22 protein-coding genes are annotated in these 22759 nt (G+C 70.2%); 12 read left to right on the top strand and 10 right to left on the bottom strand.

Going from position 1 to position 22759, the window contains the following annotated elements:
- Positions 1-167 precede the first annotated feature (167 nt).
- The 3 genes from KDB89_RS02865 to KDB89_RS02855 all read left to right on the top strand — a co-directional run bounded on the left by KDB89_RS02865 (position 168) and on the right by KDB89_RS02855 (position 2856).
- Positions 168-1373: an HNH endonuclease signature motif containing protein gene (locus KDB89_RS02865; protein ID WP_219083352.1), complete on the top strand. Its 1206-nt coding sequence runs from the start codon at positions 168-170 to the stop codon at positions 1371-1373.
- Between the two features lie 150 nt (positions 1374-1523).
- Positions 1524-2114 carry a DNA-3-methyladenine glycosylase I gene (locus tag KDB89_RS02860; RefSeq protein ID WP_219083350.1) on the top strand — a complete coding sequence of 197 codons (591 nt, stop codon included), beginning with the start codon at positions 1524-1526 and terminating at the stop codon, positions 2112-2114.
- A 4-nt stretch (positions 2115-2118) separates the two neighbouring features.
- Entirely contained in the window at positions 2119-2856 is a 738-nt protein-coding gene (locus KDB89_RS02855) for a TetR/AcrR family transcriptional regulator (protein WP_439654864.1), read from the top strand.
- On the opposite strand, the gene KDB89_RS02850 is transcribed toward KDB89_RS02855, so the two are convergent.
- The 5 genes from KDB89_RS02850 to rsmI are packed head-to-tail and all read right to left on the bottom strand — an operon-like array spanning position 2823 to position 6806.
- Positions 2823-3308: a MarR family winged helix-turn-helix transcriptional regulator gene (locus tag KDB89_RS02850; RefSeq protein WP_219083346.1), complete on the bottom strand. Its 486-nt coding sequence runs from the start codon at positions 3306-3308 to the stop codon at positions 2823-2825. The genes KDB89_RS02855 and KDB89_RS02850 overlap by 34 nt on opposite strands.
- A complete protein-coding gene (locus KDB89_RS02845; RefSeq protein ID WP_255556138.1) occupies positions 3305-4207 on the bottom strand; it encodes a 4-(cytidine 5'-diphospho)-2-C-methyl-D-erythritol kinase in 903 nt (300 codons plus the stop codon). The genes KDB89_RS02850 and KDB89_RS02845 overlap by 4 nt, the downstream gene beginning before the upstream one ends.
- Positions 4208-4250: 43 nt before the next feature.
- Complete coding sequence (gene rsmA / locus KDB89_RS02840; RefSeq protein WP_219083344.1) at positions 4251-5102, bottom strand: 16S rRNA (adenine(1518)-N(6)/adenine(1519)-N(6))-dimethyltransferase RsmA; 852 nt, start codon at positions 5100-5102, stop codon at positions 4251-4253.
- Positions 5095-5961 carry a TatD family hydrolase gene (locus tag KDB89_RS02835; protein ID WP_255556134.1) on the bottom strand — a complete coding sequence of 289 codons (867 nt, stop codon included), beginning with the start codon at positions 5959-5961 and terminating at the stop codon, positions 5095-5097. The genes rsmA and KDB89_RS02835 overlap by 8 nt, the downstream gene beginning before the upstream one ends.
- Positions 5958-6806, bottom strand: coding sequence for a 16S rRNA (cytidine(1402)-2'-O)-methyltransferase (rsmI, locus tag KDB89_RS02830; RefSeq protein WP_219083342.1), 849 nt, complete (start codon positions 6804-6806; stop codon positions 5958-5960). Before rsmI ends, KDB89_RS02835 begins: the two co-directional genes overlap by 4 nt.
- 11 nt (positions 6807-6817) lie before the next feature.
- On the opposite strand from rsmI, the gene KDB89_RS02825 reads away from it, so the two are divergent.
- Positions 6818-8389, top strand: coding sequence for a dolichyl-phosphate-mannose--protein mannosyltransferase (locus KDB89_RS02825; RefSeq protein ID WP_219083339.1), 1572 nt, complete (start codon positions 6818-6820; stop codon positions 8387-8389).
- Between the two features lie 91 nt (positions 8390-8480).
- Positions 8481-8852 (top strand): arsenate reductase family protein, encoded by a 372-nt coding sequence (locus KDB89_RS02820; protein WP_219083337.1) that lies wholly within the window; start codon positions 8481-8483, stop codon positions 8850-8852.
- Between the two features lie 159 nt (positions 8853-9011).
- Here the strand turns inward: KDB89_RS02820 and KDB89_RS02815 are convergent, their stop codons facing one another.
- Positions 9012-10091, bottom strand: a complete 1080-nt coding sequence (locus KDB89_RS02815; RefSeq protein WP_219083335.1) for an FAD-dependent oxidoreductase — start codon at positions 10089-10091, stop codon at positions 9012-9014.
- 165 nt (positions 10092-10256) lie between these two features.
- Here KDB89_RS02815 and KDB89_RS02810 point away from each other — a divergent pair, with 165 nt between their 5' ends.
- The 3 genes from KDB89_RS02810 to KDB89_RS02800 all read left to right on the top strand — a co-directional run bounded on the left by KDB89_RS02810 (position 10257) and on the right by KDB89_RS02800 (position 14085).
- Positions 10257-11693 carry a uracil-xanthine permease family protein gene (locus KDB89_RS02810; RefSeq protein ID WP_219084173.1) on the top strand — a complete coding sequence of 479 codons (1437 nt, stop codon included), beginning with the start codon at positions 10257-10259 and terminating at the stop codon, positions 11691-11693.
- Between the two features lie 216 nt (positions 11694-11909).
- Entirely contained in the window at positions 11910-13529 is a 1620-nt protein-coding gene (locus tag KDB89_RS02805; protein ID WP_219083333.1) for a sigma-70 family RNA polymerase sigma factor, read from the top strand.
- Positions 13530-13593: 64 nt separating this feature from the next.
- Entirely contained in the window at positions 13594-14085 is a 492-nt protein-coding gene (locus KDB89_RS02800) for a flavin reductase family protein (protein ID WP_219083331.1), read from the top strand.
- Between the two features lie 10 nt (positions 14086-14095).
- On the opposite strand, the gene KDB89_RS02795 is transcribed toward KDB89_RS02800, so the two are convergent.
- Positions 14096-14542, bottom strand: a complete 447-nt coding sequence (locus tag KDB89_RS02795; RefSeq protein ID WP_219083329.1) for an FAD synthase family protein — start codon at positions 14540-14542, stop codon at positions 14096-14098.
- A gap of 307 nt (positions 14543-14849) precedes the next feature.
- Here KDB89_RS02795 and KDB89_RS02790 point away from each other — a divergent pair, with 307 nt between their 5' ends.
- A complete protein-coding gene (locus tag KDB89_RS02790; protein WP_219083327.1) occupies positions 14850-16817 on the top strand; it encodes a glycoside hydrolase family 71 protein in 1968 nt (655 codons plus the stop codon).
- Between the two features lie 103 nt (positions 16818-16920).
- Positions 16921-17631 (top strand): CDP-alcohol phosphatidyltransferase family protein, encoded by a 711-nt coding sequence (locus KDB89_RS02785; protein ID WP_219083325.1) that lies wholly within the window; start codon positions 16921-16923, stop codon positions 17629-17631.
- Positions 17632-17635: 4 nt separating this feature from the next.
- Here the strand turns inward: KDB89_RS02785 and KDB89_RS02780 are convergent, their stop codons facing one another.
- Both KDB89_RS02780 and KDB89_RS02775 read right to left on the bottom strand, forming a co-directional pair.
- The gene (locus KDB89_RS02780) at positions 17636-18334 is read right to left on the bottom strand and encodes an acyltransferase (RefSeq protein WP_219083323.1); all 699 of its coding nucleotides are present in this window, start codon (positions 18332-18334) and stop codon (positions 17636-17638) included.
- The gene (locus KDB89_RS02775; protein ID WP_219083321.1) at positions 18334-19560 is read right to left on the bottom strand and encodes a lipopolysaccharide biosynthesis protein; all 1227 of its coding nucleotides are present in this window, start codon (positions 19558-19560) and stop codon (positions 18334-18336) included. The genes KDB89_RS02780 and KDB89_RS02775 overlap by 1 nt, the downstream gene beginning before the upstream one ends.
- A gap of 119 nt (positions 19561-19679) precedes the next feature.
- Between KDB89_RS02775 and KDB89_RS02770 the strand changes: the two genes are divergently transcribed.
- Together KDB89_RS02770 and KDB89_RS02765 are read left to right on the top strand one after the other, a co-directional pair.
- Positions 19680-20228, top strand: coding sequence for a DapH/DapD/GlmU-related protein (locus tag KDB89_RS02770; RefSeq protein WP_219083319.1), 549 nt, complete (start codon positions 19680-19682; stop codon positions 20226-20228).
- A complete protein-coding gene (locus tag KDB89_RS02765; RefSeq protein ID WP_219083317.1) occupies positions 20225-21349 on the top strand; it encodes a glycosyltransferase in 1125 nt (374 codons plus the stop codon). The genes KDB89_RS02770 and KDB89_RS02765 overlap by 4 nt, the downstream gene beginning before the upstream one ends.
- Here the strand turns inward: KDB89_RS02765 and KDB89_RS02760 are convergent.
- Complete coding sequence (locus KDB89_RS02760) at positions 21291-22697, bottom strand: hypothetical protein (protein WP_219083315.1); 1407 nt, start codon at positions 22695-22697, stop codon at positions 21291-21293. The genes KDB89_RS02765 and KDB89_RS02760 overlap by 59 nt on opposite strands.
- Between the last annotated feature and the right edge of the window lie 62 nt (positions 22698-22759).

The following is a 22759-nucleotide window of genomic DNA, read 5'->3' as shown; positions in this document are numbered from 1 at the left end:
CGGTCCACGAAGGACCAGGCACGAGTCTAGGCCACCTCGGGCACGGGTGTGGCGCGGCCCGCCGTCGGTGGGCGACTCGCCACGCAGAGGGCGGACCGGTGGGAGGTTGAACGGTTTTCGGGGGTGGGAACCCTTGTTCCTGGATTCGTACGGGTGTATGATTAGATATGGATTCGTTGAGGGACGCCGGAGCCGACGCATGGGAGGTCGCCTCCCGCCGCGCGGGCGTCATCGCGGGCCAGGCCGCCCAACTCAACGCCGATCTGGTGGATCTGATGGTCGAGGTGCTGGAAACCAACTGCTGGTCCGGCGGCGGGATCAAGTCCCCTGAGCACTGGCTGCAACTGATGACAGCCGTCTCCCCCTCCCGCGCCGCCGACATCGTGGCCGTCGCCCGCAGGAAGGGCGACTTCCCCGAGTTGGAGGCACGCCTCGCGCGGGGGACCGTGAGTCTGGATCAGCTGGTCGTCGTCGCCCGCCACGTGCCGGCCGCCTATGCCGAATCGGTCACCGAGTTCGTGCAGGCCGCGACCGTGTCACAGCTACGCCGCGTGTTGCCGAAGTACCTGTTCGAGCCCGGCACCCCCGGACCGGTGGAGGATCCTCCCGAGCCCGTGGCGCCGGTCGACGACGCACCCCGACTGCAGATGAGCCTCCACGACGGGAGGTTCGTGCTGCGGTTCGACGCGAACCCCCTCGAAGGGGCCCTGATCGAACAGGCCCTCCGCGAAGCGAAGGATGCGCTGTTCACCGCCGGCGACCCCGACGCGACGCTGGCGGACGGGCTGGTGGAGTGCGCGTCGCGGAGTCTGCATCAGGCCCGGCCGGCGTCTCGCAGGGAGCATTACCGGGTGCTGGTGCATCTGGATGCGGACGGGAACGGCTGGATCAACAAGAAGGCCGCGTTGCCGTCACGGCTGATGAAGAAGCTGACCTGCGACGGGACGCTGAAGCCTGTGTGGACCCGGGACGCGAAGCCGGTCTCGGTGGGGCGGAGTATGCGGATCGTGCCGGAGCGGACCAGGCGGTTGATCGAGGATCGTGACGGGGGCTGCCGGTTCCCGGGCTGCACGGTGACGGGGTTCCTGGAGAACCACCACCTGCATCACTGGTCCGAGGGTGGTCCCACGGACATCGACACGTTGATCTCGTTGTGTTCCAGGCATCACCGGGAACACCACCAGGGAGAGTTCACCATCGCCGGTGACCCGGGCACCCCGGCCGGGCTGCGTTTCACGAACCGTCACGGGCTGCCCATCGAACGCGACATCCCCGACCAGATACCCCCGCCGGATCATCCGCCGCCCGAGAAACAGCCGATCCGCGGCTGGATCATGGACACCACCTCCATCACCTTCCGCCCCACCGGCTGAACCACCAACCGACACCCCTCCGACCGCAGGATCCGAACCCCGGCTCACCCTCGACTGTGACGAGCCAGTTATCCACAGCCGGGCGCGGTGGCGGCATCTCGTCGGAGCCGGATGGAATAGTTGGCCTCCCCGACGAGCCAAGGAGTGACCATGGACAGGCAGCGCTGCTTCGGATCCGGCGACCCGCTGTACGAGGCGTACCACGACGAGGAGTGGGGCCGCCCGGTCGACGACACCCCCGACGAACGTGCCCTGTTCGAGCGGGTCGCACTCGAGGGCTTCCAGGCCGGGCTCAGCTGGATCACGGTGCTCCGCAAGCGACCCGCGTTCCGCGCCGCCTTCCGCGACTTCTCGCCGTCCGCGGTGGCGGCCTTCGACGACGAGGACGTGGCGAGGCTGATGGCTGACGAGGGCATCGTCCGCAACCGGTTGAAGGTAGCGGCCGCCATCGGCAATGCGCGGGCGCTGCTGGCCCTGCACGACGGGGGCGGGCGCCTGTCCGAGGTCGTGGCGCGGCACACTCCCGCCCCGCGCGGGAGCGCCCCGCTGCCGGGCGAGGTGCCCGGCAGCACGCCGGAGTCGGTCGCGCTGAGCAGGGATCTGAAGCGGCTCGGCTTCAGGTTCGTCGGCCCCACGACGATGTACGCGCTGCTCCAGGCGGTCGGCGCGGTCGACGATCATGTCGAGGGCTGCTGGCTGGCGGCCGGGGCGGGCAGAGGCGAGGCCCTCGTCACGGCGTGAAACAATGGTGGCGATGTCCAGTCGCCAGCCCGCACCCCGCGCCCGCCGCCCGCGCACCAGGATGAGCGCGGCCGAGCGCCGCGAGCAGCTCATCGCGATCGCCCGCGAGCTCTTCGCGGAGCGCGGCTTCGAGGGGACCTCCGTCGAGGAGATTGCCGCACGGGCCGGCGTCTCGAAACCCGTGGTCTACGAGCACTTCGGTGGCAAGGACGGCGCCTACGCCGTCGTCGTCGACCGCGAGACCCAGGTGCTGCATACCTCGATCCGTGCCGCCCTCTCCACGCCGGGCGCCAGATCGCGTGAGCTCCTCGAACGCGGGACCATGGCGCTCCTCGAGTACATCGAGAGCTGCCCGGACGGCTTCCGTATCCTGTCGCGCGACCCGTCGTCGACCGGAACCAGCGGCGAGGCTGGCGCCTCCTTCGCGTCGATCCTCAGCGACATCGCCGGGCAGTCGGAGGTGCTGCTCGCCAAGGAGTTCGCCCGCAACGGTCAGGATCCGAAGTTCGCCGGTCTCTACGCCCAGGCCCTCGTCGGGCTCGTCGCTCAGACCGGCCAGCAGTGGTTGGACAACAGACAGCCGTCGCGCGAGGAGGTCGCCCGGCACCTGATCAACCTCGCCTGGAACGGGATGGCGCACCTGAAGCCCGATCCGCAGCTCGTCATGCAGACCATCGACGCGCGGCGCGAACGACGCGCCGCCTCGGTTCAGGCCGACGACTCCAACAGCACCCGCAGGTAGTCCGCCAGCCGCACCCTGTCGGCGTGCGTCCACTGCGCGAGCAGGTCCTCTTCCATCGCAATCAGCGACTCGAAGGCGGCGTCGACCAGCGCCAGCCCATCCTCGGTCAGCCTTACCCGCACGGCGCGGCCGTCGCTCGGGTCGTTCTCGCGGGTGACGGCACCTCGCGCGACGAGCCGGTCGACGCGGTTGGTCATGGTCCCCGACGTGACGTGGGTCTCGACCACGAGCTGCCCGGGGCTCAGACGGTAGGGCTCCCCAGCCCGGCGGAGGGCCGCCAGCACGTCGAACTCCCACGACTCGAGCTGGTGCTCGGCGAAGGCAAGCTTGCGCCGACCCTCCAGGATCCCGGAGAGTCGGTCGAGCCGCGACCAGATGTGCAGCGGATCGAGGCCGAGGTCGGGGCGCACCCGGAGCCAGGCGTCGACGACGCGGTCGACCTCGTCGCTCACGGGAGAACCTGCGCTCCGGCCACCGGGCCGAATGCCCGACGCGCCGCCCGCACCCCACTGAACCGCGCCAGCGCCGTCGCGAGCTCGGCGGCGTGCGCCGAGGACCCGGCGAGGAAGGCACACGTCGGCCCGGATCCCGACACGATGGCACCCAGCGCCCCCGCCTCGAGGCCGAGCCGGAGCGTGTGCGCGAGCTGCGGAAGCAGCGACACGGCCGGTCCCTGGAGGTCGTTGACCAGGGCCGCGCCGACAGCTCCGGTGTCACCGGCCCGCAGCGCCTCCACCAGCTCGACGGGGATCTCGGTGGTGCCGGGGGTGGCGGTGCGGTCGAACTCGCGGAAGACAGCGGGGGTGGACAGCCCTGAGTGGGCCAGCGCGAAGGTCCAGTGGTAGGTGCCGCTGGTCATCATGGAGGTGAGCTGGTCACCCCGCCCCGTACCGATGGCGGTGCCCCCCAGCAGCAGGAACGGCACGTCGGCACCCAGCTCCGCGGCGAGCGGGTGCAGGTCGCTGCGCGTGGCGCCCACCTGCCACAGCGCGTTGCAAGCGACGAGCGTGCCGGCCGCGTCGGCGGAGCCGCCCGCCATGCCGCCGGCGACGGGGATCCGCTTGCGGATCGTGAGCCGCACGCCTGCACCCGTCACCTCGCAACGGGCCGCCAGCAGCTTGGCCGCGCGCATGGCGAGGTTGGTGTCGTCAACCGGCAGGAAACCGGCCCCCTCGCCGTGGAACGCCAGCGAGAAGACGCCGGCCGGGGCACGCTCCGCGAGGATCTCGTCGCCGAGGCTGACGGCCTGGAACACCGTGCCGAGTTCGTGATAACCCGAGGGATCGGCCCCGCCGACGCGCAGAGCCAGGTTCACCTTCGCGGGCACCCGCACACGCACTGCAGTCGTCACGACTCGAACCTACCGCACGGCCGCCGCGCTGCCCATGAGTCGCTCAGGCGGGCAGCTGGGCCGCGATCGCGGCGAAGTCCTGCACGGCCAGCTTCTCGCCCCGCAGTTGCGGGTCGAGGCCCGCGGCGGTGATGGCGTCCGACGCAGCCGTCGCGGATCCGAACAGCCCGCCGAGCGCGGCGCGCAGCATCTTGCGGCGTTGGGCGAAGGCTGCGTCGACCACCCGGAAGGTGGCCTCGCGGGTCGCCGGGGTGTCGGGCGCGGGGCGACGGGTGAGGCGCACCAGCCCGGAGTCGACGTTCGGGACGGGCCAGAACACCTTCGGCGGGACGGTCGCGATGCGGGCGCTCTCGGCGTACCAGGCGACCTTGGCGCTGGGGACGCCGTAGACCTTCGAGCCCGGCGGGGCGACGAGCCTGTCCGCCACCTCCAGCTGCACCATCACCAGGCCGCGGTCCCAGTGCGGGAAGAGTTCGAGCATTCGCAGCAGCACGGGCACCGAGACGTTGTACGGGAGGTTCGCGACGAGGGCGGTGGGCTGCACGGGAAGCTCCGTGACCTGCAGCGCGTCGGTGTTCACGACGTCGAGGCGCGTGGCCGCGTCCGGGCCGAGGCGCTCCGCGACCGTCTGCTGGAGCCGATGGGCCAGCCGGTCCTCGATCTCGACGGCGACGACCCGGGCACCGACCTCGAGCAGGCCCAGCGTCAGCGATCCCAGGCCGGGGCCGATCTCGAGCACCACATCGTCGGCGGTGACGCCCGACATGGTGACGATGCGGCGCACGGTGTTGGGATCGATGACGAAGTTCTGTCCCCGCTGCTTGGTCGGGCGCAGGTCGAGTTCGGCGGCGAGTCGGCGCACCGAGGCGGGATCGAGCAGGCCTGTGTCAGGCATCCGTGCCCCACTCTCCATAGGCGGCGAACGTGTTGGCGACGGTGAGGTCGCAGAACTCGGCAAGGTCCATGCCGAGCAGGTCGGCCAGGAAGGTGACCGTGTGGGGAAGCAGGTAGGGCGCGTTGGCCTTGCCGCGTCGGGGCTTCGGGGTCAGGTACGGGGCGTCGGTCTCGACGAGCAGCCGGTCGGCGGGGGTCGCCAGGGCGGCCTCCCGCAGCGCCCCGGCCGAGCCGAACGTCACCACCCCGGGGAAGGACAACCAGCAACCGCGGTCGACGAACTGCCGGGCGACGTCCGCGTCGCCGGAGAAGCAGTGCATCACCACGCGCTCGGGGAGCGGTTCGTCGTCCAGGACTCGCAGCACGTCGTCGTGGGCGTCGCGGTCATGGATCATCAGGGTCTTGCCCGCGCTCCTCGCCCACCCGATGTGCGCCCGGAACGCGCGCTCCTGGATCTCGCGGCCGATGCCCTGGGGAGTGCGGAAGTAGTCGAGGCCTGTCTCGCCGACAGCGACGACCTCGTCGCGGTCGACGAGATCCTGGATGGCGGCCAGGTCGTCGGCGAGCGCCTCCTCGCCCCCGGCGGCGAATCTGCGGGCCGCGTCGTTGGGGTGCAGGGCCACGGCCGCCCGGACCTGCGGGTTCCGCGAGGCGAGGTCGACGGCGGAGCTCGCGTCGTCGACGTCGCAGCCGACCTCGATGACCCGCGTGACATTGACCTGGGCCGCGAGCCTCAGGCTGTCGTCCACCGGCAGCCCGGAGTAGTCGGCGGTCGAGAACAGGTGCGTGTGGTTGTCGATCACGCGGCGGGGCAGGGCCTCCGGCAGGGGCGGCAGCCCCAGTCCCTCCAACACGCTCACTTGCCCTCCCTGGCGGCCAGCGCGGCCGCGTACAGCTCCTTGCGGTTCGCCCCCGTGGCCTTCGCCACCTCGGCGACCGCAGCAGACAGTTTCGCACCGCCATCCATGGCGCGAAAAACCAGGCGCACGGCCTCGTCGGTGCTGACCTCGATGTCCTCGGCCCCCGCGACGACGATCGTGACCTCGCCGCGCACCCCCTCGGCGGCCCACCCGGCGAGTTCGGCGAGCCCGCCCCGTCGGACCTCCTCGTAGGGCTTGGTCAGCTCCCGGCAGACGGCCGCGGGCCGGTCGTCGCCCAGTTCGGCTGCCGCGTCGGTCAGGAACGCGGCGAGCCTGTGCGGGGCCTCGAAGAACACCATCGTGCGCTCCTCCGCCGCGAGCTTCCCGAGGCGTCGGCGCCGCTCCCCTGACTTGCGGGGCAGGAATCCCTCGAAGCAGAACCGGTCGACGGGCAGGCCTGAGACGGCCAGCGCTGTCAGGACGGCCGACGGGCCGGGGACGGCGGTGACGCGCAGCCCGCGCTCGACGCAGGCGACCACGACGCGGTAGCCCGGGTCACTGACGCTGGGCATGCCCGCGTCGGTGCACAGCACGACCCGCGCGCCGCCTGCGACGGCCTCGATCAGCTCGCCGGTGCGGGCCGACTCATTCCCCTCGAAGTAGCTGACGACCCGCCCCACGGGTTCGATTCCCAGCCGCTTCGTCAGGGTGACGAACCTGCGGGTGTCCTCTGCCGCGATGATGTCGGCGGAGGCGATGGCGTCGCGGAGGGCCTGACTGGCGTCGGTGGATGATCCGATGGGGGTCGCGGCGAGGATGAGTGAGCCGCCCGTCAGGGTCTGCATGCGATCAGCCTATGCTGGGCGACGTGCTGACGACCCTCCAGGCTCTCCGAGACGGCCGCCTTAGTGACCGTGCCATCGGTTGGGCAGTGACCATCGGCATCACCGCACTCGCGTTCTTCACCCGGATCTGGAACGTCGACTTCCCCAACAAGCTGCTGTTCGACGAGACGTACTACGCCAAGGACGCGTGGGCGATCCTGCAGTCGGGCTACGAGCGAAACTGGACCGAGAACGCCAACGACCTCATCGTGCAGGGCGACCTCAGCGGCATGCAGGACACCCCCTCGTTCGTGGTGCACCCGCCGCTCGGCAAGCTCCTGATCGGCGTCGGCGAGCACTTCTTCGGCATGAACTCGTTCGGCTGGCGCATCTCGGCGGTCGTGTTCGGCTCGCTGCTGGTGTTCTTCACGATCCGGCTGGCCCGCCGCCTGTCCCGCTCGACGCTGATCGGTGCCATCGCCGGCCTCCTGCTGACGTTCGACGGCCTCGCGTTCGTGATGAGCCGTCTCGCGCTGCTCGACATCTTCCAGGCGACGTTCGCCGTCGCCGCCGTCGCCGCGCTGGTTGCCGACCGGGACTGGTTCCGGCACCGGCTGGCCGACCACCTCGAACGCAGCGGTCAGCCGGACCTCGACGGAAAGTTCGGGCCGCTGCTGCTCTGGCGGCCGTGGCGCGTCGTCGCCGGTCTCATGTTCGGCGCCTCGTGCGCGGTCAAGTGGAACTCGATCTACCTGATCGCCGCGTTCGGCATCCTCGTCGTCTTCTGGGACATCGGCGCCCGGCGGCTCGCCGGAGCCGGGCGGAAGCAGTGGCTCTCGATCGTCATCGACGCGCCGGCCGCGTTCGTGCAGCTCGTCGTCGTCGCGATCCCCGTCTACCTCGCCTCGTGGCTGGGCTGGCTCACCACGTCGGGCGGCTACGCGCGCAGCTGGGGTGCCGAGAACCCGGACGACCCGCTCGTGCAGCGCTTCGGCGAGGCCCTCGGATCGCTGTTCCACTACCACCAGCTCGCCTACAACTTCCACACCGGGGCCGGGATGATGGTCGATGCGACGCACCCCTACGAGGCGAACCCGGCCGGCTGGCTGCTGATGCTCAGGCCCATCGGGATCGAGGCCGTCAATGGCATCGAACCTGGCGAGGACGGCTGCACCGCGGTAGGCACGACGTGCCTGCGGATCATCTCCGGCATGGGCACCCCGCTGCTGTGGTGGTCCGCGCTGATCGCCATCATCTTCGCCATCGGCTGGTGGGTCGCCGGCCGCGACTGGCGTTTCGGCGTGCCGCTCGTGGCCATCGCCGCCGCCTGGCTGCCCTGGTTCCAGTACGCGGGCCGCCCCCTGTTCTTCTTCTACGCGATCATGATCATCCCGTTCAGCTGCACGATCCTGGCGATGGCGCTGGGCAAGCTGCTCGGGCCCCGCGACCACAACCCCAAACGGTGGCTGAAGGCCATGGTCGTCGGCATCATCATCGCCGTGATCCTGTGGAACTTCGCGTTCATCTACCCGATCCTGACCGCCGACCTCCTCACCCGCCCTGAATGGCTGATGCGCATGTGGCTCGGCAACGCCTGGATCTGACCCGGGTCGTTGAGCCTGTCGAAACGCCCCTGAGCGAAGCGAAGGGACGAACAGTCCACCGCCCCGACCGCCTTTGGCCGACAATGGCCCGATGAGCGTTGACGTCACGATCCTGCACAACCCGCGCTGCTCCACCTCGCGCGCGGCCCTGGAGACCCTCGAGGCCTCGGGCCGGTCGTTCGAGGTGGTGCCGTACCTGAAGCAGCCCCTCACCGCCGACCAGTTGCGCGACCTTGTCGCCCTCTTCCCCGACTCTCCGACCGACCTCGTGCGGCGCGACGCGACGTTCGCACGGCTCGGCCTGGCCGACGAGGACGTCCGCACTGCCGATCAGGTCGTCGAGGTGCTGACCGAGCATCCCGCTCTCTTGCAGCGCCCGATCCTCATCCGCCACAACGCCGACGCCGACCGCGCCATCATCGGTCGACCGAAGCAGGTCGTCCCGGAGTTCCTGCGCCCCTAGCCGACGCCACCCTTGTGCGCAGAAACCACCCTTCCGGGTCGTTGAGCACTTCGACGAGCTCAGCACAGGCCCGTCGAAACGCCCTGAGCGCAGCGAAGGGTCCCCGCCTTGCCACGCCTCGCTCCGCTCGGCGCCCTTCGACAAGCTCAGGGAACCGACCTAGCCCCGACGGCGCAGGCGCGAGGCCCCGTAGGCGCGGAGCCGGCTGAGCGGCGGCATCGCGCCGCCGGCCGAGCGCTGGCCGCCGATCAACTCGGCCAGGTACCAGCCGCTGGCGGTACCGTTCATCAGCTCGCCACGACCATTGCCACGGGCGTAGTAGCCGCCGGGGATCGCTGAGGCGCCGACGACGGGGCGGCCGTGGTCGCTCGGATCGATGGCGAGTCGTCCCTCGGCCAGGTCGGTGGCCCCCAGGTGCTCGACGCACCAGTCGTGCAGTTCCACGCCCGCCTGCGCGACGCGACCGACGCTGGCCTTCTGGCCGAGCACGAGCGCGCGGTCGCCGAGCGGGCGGATCATCCAGGCCGCCGACGTCGCGCACAGCGACACCTGCGACAGGGCCTTGCGCGGGGTGCATCTCACGACGGGCACCCACTGGGCCGGCGCAACGCGCGCCGCGGCACCCCAGGGGCTCACGCCGAGAGTGTCGATGACGGCGCGGGCGCCGACCGTGCCGATGTCACGGACCCAGGCGAGGTTGTTGCGGAAGTGCACACGGGTGACTCCCTCACGCCTGGTCAGATGGGCGACGGTGACGCCGTGCACGACGTTGGCCCCCGCAGCCACCGCCGCGGCCCGCAGCGTCGCGGCGTAGGCGGCGACGTCGACGGACAGCGCCTGCGTGCGGACGCTGACGCCGTCGGGAGCGACGAGCAGGTCGGCCTCGATCCCCTCCTCGCGGTACAGCTCGACGATCGAGCGCGACTCGCTCTCGTCGCCTCCGGGCAGCGAACGGTCACTCAAGGCGAGCATCGTGTGGTCGGGGTGGATGCGGCGGATCTCGTGGAATCCGGACAGGTTGCGGCGGATGTGTTCGCGCGCCGCGTCGAGCCCGTAGGCGTTGGCCATGTTGGCGATCGTCGACGCGTGGCCGACGGCGGCGACGCCATGACCGATGGCCGCGCTGTCGCCCTCGGGGTTCGGGTCGAGTACCAGGACGTCATAGCCCTTGTGGGCGAGCCTGCGGGCCACGGTCAGCCCAGCGATGGTCGCTCCCAGCACCGCAACGTCATGAGCCATGGGTTCAGCCTAACGGGGCGCGACGACCGACCGGGAAGGCGACCTAGCTTACCGTGCAGGACAGGGTCCACCGGCCACCTGCCCGCGGCGCGGGCGAGGGGAGCTGCGGGGTCGACACGGCACGAACCGTGACCTGTACCATTCCGCGGACGAAAGGATTCCGCGCTGATGTGGACACTGCATAACAACGGCGAGCTCCTCCCGGGGGCCGTGGTCAAACCCACCGAACGACTGAGTTGGGGACGCACGATCGGACTCGGCGCGCAGCACGTCGTCGCCATGTTCGGCGCGACGTTCGTGTTCCCGCTCCTGATGGGCCTCAACCCGCAGCTTGCGGTGATGATGTCCGGCATCGCGACCATCATCTTCATCTTCGCGACCAAGCACCGCGTGCCGAGCTACCTCGGCAGCTCCGCGTCGTTCGTGGGCGTCGCGACGGCGATCTACGCCGCGGGCGGCAACCCCGCCGACGTGACCGGAGCGCTGTTCGTCGTCGGCCTGACGCTGTTCATGGTCGGTCTGGTCATCCACTTCGCCGGCGCGAAGGTCGTCCACAAGGCGCTTCCCCCGGTCGTGACAGGCGCCGTGGTCATGCTGATCGGCTTCAACCTCGCCCCGGTCGTGGCGAGCGTCTACTGGCCCGTCGACCCGTGGCTCGCGTTCGTCGTCATGCTGATCGTCGTCGCGCTGTCGATCGGCCTGCGCGGCTTCATGGGACGCATCGCCATCTTCCTGTCGCTGATCATCGGCTACGTGCTCAGCTGGCTCGCCGACCTCGCCTTCGGGCCCCTGCAGAAGGTCGCCGAGGACGGCACCGTGTCCGAGGCGCTGCGCGTCGACTGGTCGGGCGTCGCGTCCGCGGACTGGATCGGCCTGCCCCCGCTCACGGACCTCGCCAACTGGACCTACGGCGCCACCGACAACATCGTCGGCATCCACCTGCCCCACTTCTCGCTCGGCGCCATCATCATCGCCCTGCCCGTCGTCATCGCCCTGATCGCGGAGAACACCGGCCACGTCAAGGCCGTCTCCGAGATGACCAAGGAGAACCTCGACGACTACATGGGCCGCGCGATCGCCGCCGACGGGGTCGGGTCCATGCTGGCGACCTCCGTCGGCGCCGGCCCGACCACCACCTATGCCGAGAACATCGGCGTCATGGCCGCGTCCCGCGTCTACTCGACCGCCGCCTACCTGGTCGCCGCGGCCGTGGCCATCCTCTTCGGCTTCTCCCCGAAGTTCGGCGCCATCATCTCCGCCACCCCGTCGGCCGTCCTCGGCGGCATCACCGTCGTGCTCTACGGCATGATCGGCCTGCTGGGCGCGAAGATCTGGCGCGAGAACAACGTGGACTTCGGCAACCCGCTGAACCTGATCCCGGCCTCCGCCGGCATCATCATCGGCGTCGGCGACGTGTCGGTCCCCTTCGGCAGCTTCTCGCTGAGCGGCATCGCGCTGGGCACCATCGTGGTCGTCTCGGTCTACCACCTCGCCCGCCTCATCGCCCCCGAGCAGATGAAGAAGTCCGCCGACGGCGCATCGCTCATCTACGACACCCCCGGGATGCAGGACGTCGACGCGGACGACGCAGAGGGACGCTAGCCCGCCGGAGAGGGTGTGGAATCGCCCCCCAATGCGCTTCCACACCCCCTCTACCTGACAAGACCCCGCAGTGCCCGGAATGTGACGCGGCCTTGAAGAGTTTTTTCGGACTGGTTTGTCCTCGGGTGGGTCCCGTGACCCCGCGCAGGTGTATCACCGCCCTCGCATGTCGCCTACGCTGGGGTACACCCACCACGTGAGACGGAGCCCCGAGGCATGAGCACCCGACAGCGTCCGGCCCCGACGGCCGCGACGTTCGACCGCGCCCGCGCTGACGCCCGCTCCGACGAGGAACTCCTCTCCTTGTCACGCGCCGGGGATCACGAGGCCTTCACGACGCTCTTCTACCGTCACCACGCGGGAGCTGTGCGTGCCGCGCGGGGAACCACCAACCGTCTCGATCCGGAGGATCTGACGGCCGAGGCGTTCTCCCGGACGTGGCGGACGATCCAGGGCGGCGGAGGGCCACGCCGGGACCTCGGGCCCTATCTCCGCACGACCATCCGTAACCTGGCCGCGACCTGGGGGCGCCGCTCGCGCGAGGTTCCCACCGACGACCTGGTACTCGAACTGGCCTCCGGTGAGGTCAGCTTCGACGAGGCCATGGCCGACCACGAGCTGGTCACCGACGCCTTCCGCACGCTCCCGAAGCGGTGGCAGTCCGTGCTGTGGCGGGTGGAGGTGGAGGGCCAGTCGGCGGCCGAGGTGGCCAGGGAGCTCGGGCTCACCCCCAACGCGGCCTCCGTCCTGACCCGGCGCGCCAGGGAAGGACTCGCAAAGGCCTGGCTGCAGGCCCAGGTCGACACCCGCTCCCGGCGCCGCGACTGCCAGTGGGCGCTGCAACGGATCGGCTCGTACGTCCGCGGCACGCTCCCTGCGGCCCAGCTCGTGCGCATGAGCGGGCACCTCGACGAGTGCGAGGACTGCGCTCGTGCCACCCGGCGCATCGCCTCCCTCGGCTCCTCGCTCAGGCTAGTCGCGATCCTGGCCGGTGGATCCGCCGTCGGGCTGCTGGCGTTCGGCGTGCTCGCACCTCCGGCGGCCCAGGCCGCACAGGCGCCCTCCCCCTCCGCCGGCACCGCCACCGCCGCGCAGACAGCCGCCCGCGTGTTCACAAGTCCCCTCGGCGCCGTGGCCAGCGTCGCGATCATCGGCACGACCGCGGTCGCACTCGTGGCCACAGGACTGGGTGGACGGTCGACCGATCGCACGCAACCAGACCCGCAGGCGGTCAACGTCGCGGTCAGCGCATCGATCTCAGCCGCCCCCGCAGCCACCACTGCCGCCAGCGGCGTGCTCACCTCCGCCGTTCCCCACGCACCCACCACTCTCGTCACAACTCCGGCGCCGGCGTCGTGGCCGGTGCCCGGACCGACGAGGCCCCCGGCCCTGATCCGGCCCACAGCCCAGGCAACGACCGTCGCGACTACACCCGTCACACCCTCGTCGATGCCGAGCCCCACGGACTCGCCGTCGCCCACCCAGGCCCCGACGGGGATCACGCCCACCGAACCGGAGACCACCCCTCCGGTCGTCATCCCCTCCCCCGAACGCCCGGATTCCCCGACCCCGTCGCCCACGCCCGAGCCGTCCCCGGAACCCACGCCCGAGCCCACGCCCGAGCCGACTCCTGAGCCCACCCTCACGGCGACGCCCGAGCCCACGCCCGAGCCCACCCTCACGGCGACGCCTGAAACCACCCCGACGCCCACCCTCACGGCGACGCCTGAAACGACCCCGACGCCCGACCCGACCGTCACCCCGACGCCCGAGCCGACGCCCACCCCGACCTGCCTGGTGATCATCGGTCCGATCTGCATCGCCTTCGGCAGTTGAGCCGACGGCGAAGTCCCGTCTCAGCTGACGCCGGCCCCTGCCGTGCCGGGATAGCGTGGTCGCCGTGGATCAACTGCAACTCGAGTTCCGCGAGGCCATGGCCCACGTCCCGGCCCCCGTCACGATCATCACGACGACGCTCGGCGGCATGCCTACGGGGACGACGGTCTCCGCCTTCGCCTCACTGTCGATCACGCCCCCGATGGTGCTGTTCGCGCTGGACAACCGTGGCGGCATGATCGAGCGGCTGCGCGCCAGCGGCCGCGCGGGGATCAACATCCTGGCCGGTGGCCAGTCGGAGATCGCGCTGCAGTTCGCACGGCACGGCGAGGCTGACCGCTTCGACGGCCTCGGCTGGCACGCCGACAACGGGCTGCCCCGCATCGACGGCGCAACGTCATGGCTGCGCTGCGAGGAGCTGACGTTCATCCCCGGCGGCGACCACACCGTCGTGCTCGGCACCGTCATGGAGGCACAGACGGAACCCGGCTCGTCATTGACCTACCATCTGCGCACGTTCAGGGACCTCACGCCCCCACCGGCCGGCCTCGGCTGAGGCGCCCGGGTCAGCCCAGGCGCTCGCCGAGCGCGGCACGCAGCTGCGTCGAGCTGGTGCTGCGGGTGTACGGGAAGTAGATGACCCGCACGCCTACTCCGGCCATGGCCTTCTCGAGCCGTTCGCCCTTGGCCGTGCCCTTCCAGTCGTCGCCCTTGAACAGCACGTCGAAATGGACCTGCTCCCAGACCTTGACCTTGTCACTCGAGGTGTCGACGACGACCTTGTCGACCATGGACAACGCCTCGAGGATGGCCATCCGCTCGGCGAGCGGGATGATCGGGCGCCTGCCCTTCATCTCCTCGAGAGCCTCGTCAGTCACGGCCCCCACGATCAGCACGTCGCAGTGCTTCCTCGCGTGGCTCAGGATGTTCAGGTGGCCCACATGGAACATGTCCCAGCCGCCGGGCACATAGCCCACGATCCTGGGGCCGTCCCCCACAACAGACAGATTCATCGCTTCTCCCCCCGGTCTGCGATGGCCACACCCTACTCGTGTTCGACGCCCAGGACGTCGATATGTCCACACCCCAGCCTCCCAGGCCGCGCGGCGTCCCGCCTGCCGCGGCCTGTCCAATCTGCGGGAACGGTCACAGAATGACCGAAACGAGCCCCCTGGTGACCGAAGATGGTCCCGTTTCGACACGAACCTGAGAGTTTGTTAAGATTTACTCAGCTTGATGCTCGAGCCGTCGCGAGTCCCTGACAACTTCACACTCACTGTTCGCATCGCACCCCCGCACCCCCGCAAGACAGGTTTCCTGATGAAGTCATTCAGAGTCCGCCCCAGGACGCTCGGAGCGCTGCTCCTCGCCGTCCTCCTGAGCACGTTGATCGGCGGCGGAGCCCTGCTCGCCCCCACAGCCCAGGCTGAGGACGCGGCCACGACCCGCACGGTCACCATTCCCGCGACCCGCACCACCTACACCTCCAGCGCCGCCACGACGAAGAACTTCTCGACGGCCACCACCCTGTTCGGCAGCAAGACGATGTACGCGAGCTATCTCGGCTTCGACAAGCTGACGCTGGCCTCCGGCGAGTCCATCACCGACGCGTCCCTCAACCTGAACGTGACGTCGGTCGGCGGCTCGGGCAGCACCGACGTGACCGTGGTCCCGGTGAACAACTCCTGGACCGCAGCCAAGGTCACGTACGCCGCACGCCCGGCCGCCCTCGGCGCGGAGGTCAACACCACCTCGACCGCCCCGGCCGGCAAGACCAGCGCGCTGAAGCTCAACGCGTCGAAGGTCGCCTCCCAGATCACGACCGGAGCCTCGTTCGAGGTCCGCAACACTGTCTCGGCGGCACAGCTCAACTTCTCGGCCACCGGCGCCAAGGCCCCGACGCTGACCGTCACGATCTCCACCAGCGGCTCGAGCAGCAACTCGAGCACCTCCGACAAGACGTCCGAGGCGACGGACTCGGCCACGGACAACGGAAAGATGGTGTTCGCGCACTACTTCCCGCCGTACCCCGTCTCCATCGACAACAAGGCGAGCGACGCTGACTACTACGCGAGGCACTACCTCGTCGCCTCGGGCGAGAACGGCAAGTACGCGAGCGTCGGCGGCCTGCTGCGCGACCGCCCGCTCACCCGCGACCCCATCTCGAGCAACTACAAGCTCGCGGACCTGAAGACCGAGGTCAGGCAGGCCATCGACGCCGGCATCGACGGCTTCGCCGTGGACATCCTCTCGCTGAGCGGCTCGAACTGGGACCGCACCGTCCTGCTGATGCAGGCAGCCGAGGCTGTCTCGAGTGACTTCAAGATCATGCTGCAGGTCGACGCCACCGCCAACGCGGGCAAGGCCTCCGACGCGGATCTCGCCGCCGCCCTCGCCACGCTGTCCAAGTACTCGTCCGTCTACAAGGTGGGCGGCAAGGTCGTGATCTCCCCCTTCAAGGCGGAGAACAAGACCGCTTCCCAGTGGAAGTCGGTCCTGGACCTGATGAAGTCCAAGTACTCCATCTCCACCGCCTTCTTCCCCGTCTTCCTGAACGCCAGCAAGATGAGCGACTACGCGTCGATCAGCATGGGCTTCGGCAACTGGGGCGCCCGCGACCCGCTCCTGACGGCCAACGGCCCCGACTACGCCGCGCAGGCGCACAAGCTGGGCAAGCTGTGGATGCAGCCCGTCGCCGTCCAGGACGAGCGCCCGAACCAGAAGCTGTACGACGAGGCCGGCAACACCGAGACCCTGCGCGCAGGCTGGGACAAGGCCATCTCGCAGGACGCGGACTGGGTGCTCCTGACCACCTGGAACGACTACTCGGAGGGCACGAGCTTCGCCCCCTCGGACGACCACGGCTACAGCTTCCTCGACATCAGCAAGTACTACGCCACGCAGTTCAAGACCGATGCGAAGCCCGCCATCACCTCCGACGTGATCTACGTCACGCACCGCATCCAGTCGTACAAGACCAAGCCGTCCTACAGCGGCGTCATGGTCCAGTGGAGCGGCAACCGCACCACCCCGCGCGACACCGTCGAGCTGTTGACGTTCCTGAAGGCGTCCACCACCGTCAGCGTCAAGGTCGGCAGCAAGAGCTACAGCTACACGGCACCGGCCGGGGTGAGCGCCAAGACGTTCGCGCTGGAGACCGGGTACACGACGGTGACAGCGACGAGGTCGGGTTCGACCGTCGCCTCGGTGAAGACCAAGGACGCGGTGACGGCCACCGTCACGCAGCAGGACCTCTCGTACCACGCGGTGAGCAGCTCCGGCCGCTGACCCACGCGCCTCGGAGGGCCGGACCCGTGTCAGGGTCCGGCCCTTCCGGCGTGTCCGGGCGGGGAACGGTACTGTGTGGCCCACCAGCCACGGGGAGGCGCACATGGGCACCAGGACCACCTTCATGGACAGTTATGCACGCCTGTCCAGGGCGCAGAAGACGTCGGTGGGGGTCTCCTACTACTCGCGCTGGATCAACCGACCGATCGGCCGCGTCCTCGCCTCCGCCGCCCACGTGCTCGGCCTCACCCCCAATGCGGTCACCGGCCTGTCGGCGCTGTGCTCGCTGGGTGCACTCGTGCTGCTCGTGCTCGCCGAGCCCGCCCCCGTGACCGGGCTCGGCGTCGGCCTCCTGCTGGTCCTCGGGTTCGCCTTCGATTCCGCCGACGGGCAGCTCGCCCGGCTGCGGGGCGGCGGGTCGCGGCTCGGCGAATGGCTCGACCACCTCGTCGACTCCGGCAAGACCGTGCTGGTCCACACCGCTGTCCTGCTCGCCGCCTGGCTGCACTGGGACGTTGCGACGGGGTGGCTGCTCGTCCCGCTCGCCTACCTGTTCGTGGCGGTGGTGCAGTTCTCCGGGATCCTGCTGACGCAGTTCCTGCTGCCGAAGGATCAGTCCGCGGCACCACGTCAGCCGAGCGCGGCCCGCTCGCTCGCTCTGCTGCCGGCCGACTACGGGGTGCTGTGTCTCGCCTTCCTGCTCTCGGGAGTTCCCGCCGTGTTCACGGCGGTATACACCGTGCTCGGGCTCCTGACCGCGCTCATCACCGCCGGCCTGATCACCCAGTGGGCCCGTCGGCTACGGGCGGCCTGAGGCCTCAGATCACGCCCTCGTGCGTCTCCCCCGTGGCCGGGACGTAGAGGCGGTGCGTCGACGTCTCCTCGCGGTCGAACCACAGTCCGTCCTTCGGCGCGCGCCACGTCGCGGGCGCCCCGGCCCAGACGCCCCGGTCCCGCTTACCCGATCGGGTGAGCACGGAACCGGCGGCCAGCACGGATCTCTCAGGCAGTGACGCGCCACCCAGGAGCAGGCACCGGGCGCCCACGAAGCTGCGCTCCCCCACCACCACCGGATGCGCGACCTGCGCGTCCCGCGCGAGGTCGACGCTGTGGGTGAGGATCAGCGTCTGCCGGCCCGCCACCGAGGCGAGCGCCCCGACGGTGACCCCACCTGAGCAGTCCACGCTGTGCCGCGACGTGATCTTCGCCTTGTCCCCCAGGCTGAGCCGCGCCCCGTCCGGGTAGTGGCGGGCGTACACGGGGTGCGCGGAGATGAGGTTCATCCGCCCGATGCGCGACCCCGGCGCCAGCTCGACCGCCGACAGGTCCTTGAACAGGTTGAACCTCCCGACCAGGGCCCCGTCGCCCACGGTGAACCGCCGCACGCGTAGCACAAGATTCGTCGCGGCCCTGGCGCTCGGCGACACGTCATGCCCCACCTTCCTGAGTAGGGCGTTCTTCGCCCGGCTCGCAGGCAGCAGCCACACGGCCGTCGTCGCGATGTCCAGCAGTGCCATCACAGCTCCTCCGTCCCGGCGCCGCGCAGGACGCGCAACGCCACCACCAGTTCCCACCCCATCCTGACCGCGAGGCCGAGTACCACGCCGACCAGGGCACCCTCGGCACCCCACCACACCGCGCCGGCGGCGACGAGCGGCAGTCCCACCAGGGCGCCGACGAGTGTCGCCCTGGCGACGGCCCGCAGCTTCCCGAACGTCGCCAGAACCGTCTTCGCGATCACCGACTCCATGAAGTTCAAGGCCACGAACACGGCCATCAGCACCACGAGGACCCCCGACGGCTCCAGGCTTCCCGCCCCGAGCCAGCCGAGCAGTGGCCGCCCCGCGACCCAGACCGCCAGCGCCATCAGCACCGCGATTCCCGCGCTGCCGGCCAGCCCCCGCCGCGCACGGGACGCGGAGTGACGACCGCGCGGCACCCAGCCCTGCAGCACCGTGACGGCCGGCCCCATGGCCACCGACACCTGGCGCTGCAGCTTGTCGGCCAGCGCGTACAGCGGCTGCACCGCGGGGGCGACGGCGGAGACGATGATCACGGGCGCCGCGACATAGCCGGCGCTGCCCAGCGCAGACACGAGCCCGTCGCCGCGGCTGCGGAGCAGCGGGCCGAGCCCCGGCACGACGGCGGGCACCGCCCCGGACCGCCTGAGGTAGGCGAAGATCCAGACGGAGGACAGGCAGAAGGCCACAAGGAATCCCGCCGACTGACAGGCCAGCCCCAGGCCCGCGTCGGCTCCGTGTCGCATCAGCAGGATGCCGACGAGCGTGCCGACCACCCGCGGCACGGTCTCGACAAGCAGGAAGACGTAGGGGCGCGCGAGACCCACGAAGAACCAGTTGGCGGTGAGCCCCGCCAGGGAGGCCGTGGCGCTGCCGAGTGTCGCGAGGTCCGGTCGAGCGGGGGCCAGTAGCATCGACACCAGCACCGCCACCAGGACGACGGGCACGAACAGCGAGAGCCGCACCTTCACCGACGAGACGAACTCCTCGCGCCGCTGGTCGGCGGAGCCGCGCGCGACCTCCGCCGGCCCGGACAGCGACCAGCCGTAGGCGACGGCGACCGCGGCGATCGCCCCCACCGACTGCCCCACCGCGATTGCACCCCAGGCGGCGTCGCCGCTGGCCCGGATCATCGCCGGGATGACCACGAGGGAGGCGACGGCGAGCAGGAGCATGGAGAGGGCATACCCGAACGCCTTGTTGAGCCCGGACAGTGCGCGCACGATGTTCCTCCCCCCTGCCGCGGCCGAGGGCCGCCTGCGCACGAAGTCTATGGTTTAGGCCCTCGCCACGGGGGATTGCTCGTTATAGTGGCCCCATTGCGGACCGTAGAGGGGGGCTCATGGAACCGCGGTGGGATCTCAGTGGCTGCACGGGATACGACAAGGGTCGTGGCTTTGTGTGGCAGGTGTTGTGGCAGCTGGTCTCGGGGCTGGTGTTCGTCCGGTGGTGGTGCCCGGCCGGGCTGCGGGTCAGGATTCTCAGGGCGTTCGGGGCCGAGATCGGCGAGGGCGTCTACATCAAGCCGCGCGTGCGTGTGCACTGGCCGTGGCGGCTCAAGGTCGGCGACCACTCCTGGATCGGTGAGGACGCCTGGATCCTCAACCTGGTGCAGGTGAGCATCGGGAGCCAGTCGATCATCTCGCAGTCTGCGCTGCTGTGCAGCGGCTCGCACGACATGCACTCGCCGACGTTCGAGCTGGACAACGCGCCCATCACCATCGGCAACGGCACGTGGATCGCGGCCCGCGCGACGGTGCTGCGCGGGGTGACGGTCGGCGATGGCGCGGTGGTCGGCTCAGGGGCACTGGTGGTCAAGGACGTCGCGGATGGGCAGATCGTGCTCGCCCCGGTCGCCGAGCCGCTGCTCCGCAAGCGCCCAGCGGCATGAGAATCCTGTCGGTCGTCACGCTCATCAGCCCGCTGGGCGAGTACGGCGGCCCCGTGCGGGTGGCGGTCAACCAGGCGAAGGCGCTGCAGGACCGCGGGCACCAGGTGCAGATCATCGCCTCGACGCGCGGCTTCCCGCGCGACGAGGTGCCCACGCAGCTGGACGGGGTCCCGCTCCACCTGTTCCGCGGCATCCAGGTCCTGCCCGGCGCCGGCTTCGCCGGCCTCGCGGCGCCCGGACTGTGGGCCTGGCTGCTCCGCCATGTGCGCAGCGCCGACGTCGTGCACGTGCACGCGGCGCGCGACCTGGTGACGCTGCCCGCGGCCGCCATCGCCCGGCTGGAGGGGGTCCCGTACTTCCTGCAGACGCACGGCATGATCGACCCGTCGGACAACCCGCTGGCTCGCCCGCTCGATGCGCTCATGACGCGCCCCGTCCTCCGCGGAGCCCGGGAGATCTTCCATCTCACCGCACTGGAGCGCAGCCAGCTGCTCGAGGTGGCCGGCCCAGCGCTGCGGCTGGCCGAGCTCGCGAACGGGGTGCCGTTGGCGGACCCGCCGCCGGTCAGCGTGGCGGGGCCCGAGGTGCTGTTCCTCGCCCGGCTCGCGCCGCGCAAGCGGCCCATGCTGCTCGTCGACGCCGCGCGCGCCCTGCACGAGAAACACCCCCGGGCACGGTTCACGATCGTCGGGCCGGACGAGGGCGAGGGGCCGGCGGTCAAGCAGGCGGTGCGGGAGGCCGTCAACGCCGGTGTGCCGGTGGCCTGGGAGGGTCCACTCGGCCCGGACCTCGTGCTGGAGCGCACCTCGCGTTCGACGATCTACGTCCTGCCGTCGATCAACGAGCCGTACCCCATGTCGGTGCTCGAGGCCATGTCGGTCGGCCGGCCGGTGATCATCACCGACACCTGTGGCCTTGCCCCCCTCGTCGAACGCGCCGGCGCTGGAATCGTCGTGGGCGACTCGACCGACGCGTTCGTCGACGCCGTCGACGCGCTGCTCAGCGACCCCCAACTGGCCCTCGACTGCGGCCGGCGCGGCCGCGAGTTCGTGCGGTCGGACCTCACGATGGAGGCGATCGCCGCGTCTCTGGAGCAGCACTACGCGTCGGCGCTCGCCTGACCCACAACAGGCACGCCACCGCGACGACGATCGACCCCGTCGCCTGCAGGAGCGAACCGCGCAGCAGGATCGTCATGTAGACGGGAAGGATGGCGCCGACGATGGCCCACCAGCCCGACGACGCGAAGGTCGGTCCCACCTTGCGGTCCATGGCCGCCAGCAGCGCGCCGAGGACCAGGAATCCGACGACCACCGCGACGACGCCCCCGTTGACCAGCAGCTCGGCCCACAGGGGGGCCGACAGGTTGTCGAACGAGTAACCCCGGTACTGCGCGAGCAGGGCACCGGTGTCGATCGGCTTGTCGGGCCAGATGCTGCGTGGCACCCAGAAGAACATGCTGCCCAGCAGCTGCCGCCCAGGCTCGACCAGTCCGTCCACGGTGTAGGAGTAGGCGTTGGCGATCTGCCAGAACGCGTCGTAGTCGGGGTTGCCGAGGTACTCCTGGAAGAACCCGGACCTCGTCAGCCGCACCTCGTCGGTCCGGAAGGCGTCGGCGAGCGGGAAGACGAAGAGGAAGCCTGCGAGGGTGCCGAGCATCGTGATCCGCGCCCGACCGGCTGTCCTCAGCGCCCCGAGATAGGCGACCAGCGCGAACGCCACGGTGCCGAAGGTGTAGCGGGCGCTCGAGATCGGGCTGACGATCGCCATCAGGATCAGCAGGCCGATCGCGATCATCACTGTGTGGGTCGCACGCCTCATCCCGGAGGCGTCGCGCCTGATCTGTACAAGGGCGCCGACCGCAACCAGCATCGGGTAGATCGCCAGGGCATAGAACACGGCGCGCATCGAGGGGTCAGGCCAGGCGGCGTTGCGCGCCGCGAAGGCCGCGGCACGCGAGCCGAGAGACGCCCCAACCCCGACCTTCGCGAGGAAGTAGGCGCCGAACAGGAGCCCTGCGCCCATGAGCACGATGGATCTGGGGGCGCTGACCGCGACTGCGGGTTCCTCACTGACGGTGTCGCGTCGTCGCAGCGCCACCCACATCAGTCTCCCGACCTCGTACGAGGCGAGGCCGCCCACCACGATGAGCGCGGTGGGCATGTCAAGGGCGGGATCGATTCCAGACGTCGTGGTCGAGATCTCCCCGGAGCGCAGCTGCGCGGTCGGTGCGACGCCCATGAAGATGTAGGCGAAGAGCCAGAAGAACAGCTCGAACAGCGCCGGCACACCGCGCAGCCAGATGACCGACAGGCGGATGCCTGCCCAGACCATGACGAGCGCTGTCAGGACCCATGCCCGGCTCCGCTCGATGTCCGGAACCTCCGCGAGCAGCGCGGCCGGCAACCCGACGGACAGAACCAACACGGAAGCGGCCATCCAGACCGCGGCGGCCGGTCGGCGCCGCATCCCGTGCGCCTCAGCAGCTGATTCCGTTGTCAGGCTCACGCAACCCCCAGATCACATCCGAA

This window comes from Tessaracoccus palaemonis, from assembly GCF_019316905.1.
Taxonomy (GTDB): Bacteria; Actinomycetota; Actinomycetes; order Propionibacteriales; family Propionibacteriaceae; genus Arachnia; species Arachnia palaemonis.
This window is presented reverse-complemented; position numbering and strand designations above follow the sequence as displayed.

Excerpts from the sequence above, each read along its gene's own strand:
- KDB89_RS02865 (WP_219083352.1), top strand. The coding sequence starts at position 168 with ATGGATTCGTTGAGGGACGCCGGAGCCGACGCATGGGAGGTCGCCTCC.
- KDB89_RS02860 (WP_219083350.1), top strand. The coding sequence starts at position 1,524 with ATGGACAGGCAGCGCTGCTTCGGATCCGGCGACCCGCTGTACGAGGCG.
- KDB89_RS02855 (WP_439654864.1), top strand. The coding sequence starts at position 2,119 with ATGGTGGCGATGTCCAGTCGCCAGCCCGCACCCCGCGCCCGCCGCCCG.
- rsmA (WP_219083344.1), bottom strand. The coding sequence starts at position 5,102 with ATGCCTGACACAGGCCTGCTCGATCCCGCCTCGGTGCGCCGACTCGCC.
- rsmI (WP_219083342.1), bottom strand. The coding sequence starts at position 6,806 with ATGCAGACCCTGACGGGCGGCTCACTCATCCTCGCCGCGACCCCCATC.
- KDB89_RS02825 (WP_219083339.1), top strand. The coding sequence starts at position 6,818 with ATGCTGGGCGACGTGCTGACGACCCTCCAGGCTCTCCGAGACGGCCGC.
- KDB89_RS02820 (WP_219083337.1), top strand. The coding sequence starts at position 8,481 with ATGAGCGTTGACGTCACGATCCTGCACAACCCGCGCTGCTCCACCTCG.
- KDB89_RS02815 (WP_219083335.1), bottom strand. The coding sequence starts at position 10,091 with ATGGCTCATGACGTTGCGGTGCTGGGAGCGACCATCGCTGGGCTGACC.
- KDB89_RS02805 (WP_219083333.1), top strand. The coding sequence starts at position 11,910 with ATGAGCACCCGACAGCGTCCGGCCCCGACGGCCGCGACGTTCGACCGC.
- KDB89_RS02795 (WP_219083329.1), bottom strand. The coding sequence starts at position 14,542 with ATGAATCTGTCTGTTGTGGGGGACGGCCCCAGGATCGTGGGCTATGTG.
- KDB89_RS02790 (WP_219083327.1), top strand. The coding sequence starts at position 14,850 with ATGAAGTCATTCAGAGTCCGCCCCAGGACGCTCGGAGCGCTGCTCCTC.
- KDB89_RS02785 (WP_219083325.1), top strand. The coding sequence starts at position 16,921 with ATGGGCACCAGGACCACCTTCATGGACAGTTATGCACGCCTGTCCAGG.
- KDB89_RS02780 (WP_219083323.1), bottom strand. The coding sequence starts at position 18,334 with ATGGCACTGCTGGACATCGCGACGACGGCCGTGTGGCTGCTGCCTGCG.
- KDB89_RS02770 (WP_219083319.1), top strand. The coding sequence starts at position 19,680 with ATGGAACCGCGGTGGGATCTCAGTGGCTGCACGGGATACGACAAGGGT.
- KDB89_RS02765 (WP_219083317.1), top strand. The coding sequence starts at position 20,225 with ATGAGAATCCTGTCGGTCGTCACGCTCATCAGCCCGCTGGGCGAGTAC.
- KDB89_RS02760 (WP_219083315.1), bottom strand. The coding sequence starts at position 22,697 with ATGCGGCGCCGACCGGCCGCCGCGGTCTGGATGGCCGCTTCCGTGTTG.